1 rRNA gene is annotated in these 2,797 nt (G+C 56.3%); it reads right to left on the bottom strand.

Going from position 1 to position 2,797, the window contains the following annotated elements:
• Positions 1-31: 31 nt before the first annotated feature.
• Positions 32-2,797, bottom strand: a 23S ribosomal RNA gene (locus AC0666_RS33905); the annotation flags it as partial.

Raw genomic sequence — 2,797 nt, 5'->3', positions numbered from 1 at the left:
TTCAGAACTAACACAGTGGACGCGAGCAACTGAGGACAAGCCCTCGGCCTATTAGTACCAGTCAGCTCCACCCGTTACCGGGCTTCCACATCTGGCCTATCAACCCAGTCGTCTACTGGGAGCCTTACCCTCTCAAGGAGGTGGGAATACTCATCTTGAAGCAGGCTTCCCGCTTAGATGCTTTCAGCGGTTATCCCTCCCGAACGTAGCCAACCAGCCATGCCCTTGGCAGGACAACTGGCACACCAGAGGTTCGTCCGTCCCGGTCCTCTCGTACTAGGGACAGCCCTTCTCAATATTCCTACGCGCACAGCGGATAGGGACCGAACTGTCTCACGACGTTCTAAACCCAGCTCGCGTACCGCTTTAATGGGCGAACAGCCCAACCCTTGGGACCGACTCCAGCCCCAGGATGCGACGAGCCGACATCGAGGTGCCAAACCATCCCGTCGATATGGACTCTTGGGGAAGATCAGCCTGTTATCCCCGGGGTACCTTTTATCCGTTGAGCGACGGCGCTTCCACAAGCCACCGCCGGATCACTAGTCCCGACTTTCGTCCCTGCTCGACCCGTCGGTCTCACAGTCAAGCTCCCTTGTGCACTTACACTCAACACCTGATTGCCAACCAGGCTGAGGGAACCTTTGGGCGCCTCCGTTACCCTTTGGGAGGCAACCGCCCCAGTTAAACTACCCATCAGACACTGTCCCTGATCCGGATCACGGACCGAGGTTAGACATCCAGCACGACCAGAGTGGTATTTCAACGGCGACTCCACCATGACTGGCGTCATAGCTTCAAAGTCTCCCACCTATCCTACACAAGCCGAACCGAACACCAATATCAAACTGTAGTAAAGGTCCCGGGGTCTTTCCGTCCTGCTGCGCGAAACGAGCATCTTTACTCGTAGTGCAATTTCACCGGGCCTATGGTTGAGACAGTCGAGAAGTCGTTACGCCATTCGTGCAGGTCGGAACTTACCCGACAAGGAATTTCGCTACCTTAGGATGGTTATAGTTACCACCGCCGTTTACTGGCGCTTAAGTTCTCAGCTTCGCAACCCCGAAAGGTCACTAACCGGTCCCCTTAACGTTCCAGCACCGGGCAGGCGTCAGTCCGTATACATCGCCTTACGGCTTCGCACGGACCTGTGTTTTTAGTAAACAGTCGCTTCTCGCTGGTCTCTGCGGCCACCCCCAGCTCACGGAGTAAATCCGATCACCAGTGATGGCCCCCCTTCTCCCGAAGTTACGGGGGCATTTTGCCGAGTTCCTTAACCATAGTTCACCCGAACGCCTCGGTATTCTCTACCTGACCACCTGAGTCGGTTTAGGGTACGGGCCGCCATGAAACTCGCTAGAGGCTTTTCTCGACAGCATAGGATCATCCACTTCACCACAATCGGCTCGGCATCAGGTCTCAGCCTTGTATGAGGGACGGATTTGCCTACCCCTCGGCCTACACCCTTACCCCGGGACAACCACCGCCCGGGCTGGACTACCTTCCTGCGTCACCCCATCGCTTACCTACTACCACCTTGGGTCAGCGGCTCCACCACTTTCCTTTCCCCGAAGGGTCCGGAACGGCTTCACGGCCTTAGCATTAATGGATTCGATATTGGGCGTTTCAAAGCGGGTACCGGAATATCAACCGGTTGTCCATCGACTACGCCTGTCGGCCTCGCCTTAGGTCCCGACTTACCCTGGGCAGATCAGCTTGACCCAGGAACCCTTAGTCAATCGGCGCACACGTTTCTCACGTGTGTATCGCTACTCATGCCTGCATTCTCACTCGTGAACCGTCCACAACTAGCTTCCGCTGCTGCTTCACCCGGCACACGACGCTCCCCTACCCATCACAGCAGGCGTTGGCCCTATTGCTGCAATGACACGACTTCGGCGGTACGCTTGAGCCCCGCTACATTGTCGGCGCGGAATCACTTGACCAGTGAGCTATTACGCACTCTTTCAAGGGTGGCTGCTTCTAAGCCAACCTCCTGGTTGTCTCTGCGACTCCACATCCTTTCCCACTTAGCGTACGCTTAGGGGCCTTAGTCGATGCTCTGGGCTGTTTCCCTCTCGACCATGGAGCTTATCCCCCACAGTCTCACTGCCGTGCTCTCACTTACCGGCATTCGGAGTTTGGCTAAGGTCAGTAACCCGGTAGGGCCCATCGCCTATCCAGTGCTCTACCTCCGGCAAGAAACACACGACGCTGCACCTAAATGCATTTCGGGGAGAACCAGCTATCACGGAGTTTGATTGGCCTTTCACCCCTAACCACAGGTCATCCCCCAGGTTTTCAACCCTGGTGGGTTCGGTCCTCCACGAAGTCTTACCTCCGCTTCAACCTGCCCATGGCTAGATCACTCCGCTTCGGGTCTAGAGCGTGCAACTCAATCGCCCTATTCGGACTCGCTTTCGCTACGGCTTCCCCACACGGGTTAACCTCGCTACACACCGCTAACTCGCAGGCTCATTCTTCAAAAGGCACGCAGTCACGAGACGTGTAAACACGTCCGACGCTCCCACGGCTTGTAGGCACACGGTTTCAGGTACTATTTCACTCCGCTCCCGCGGTACTTTTCACCATTCCCTCACGGTACTATCCGCTATCGGTCACCAGGGAATATTTAGGCTTAGCGGGTGGTCCCGCCAGATTCACACGGGATTTCTCGGGCCCCGTGCTACTTGGGAGATGAGCAAGCAAGCCGCTGATGTTTCGTCTACGGGGGTCTTACCCTCTACGCCGGACCTTTCGCATGTCCTTCGACTACATCAACGGTTTCTGACTCGCC

The organism is Streptomyces sp. NPDC043680 (assembly GCF_056436685.1).
Note: the sequence above shows the minus strand (reverse complement) of the source record. Positions and strands in the feature narration are given on the sequence as shown.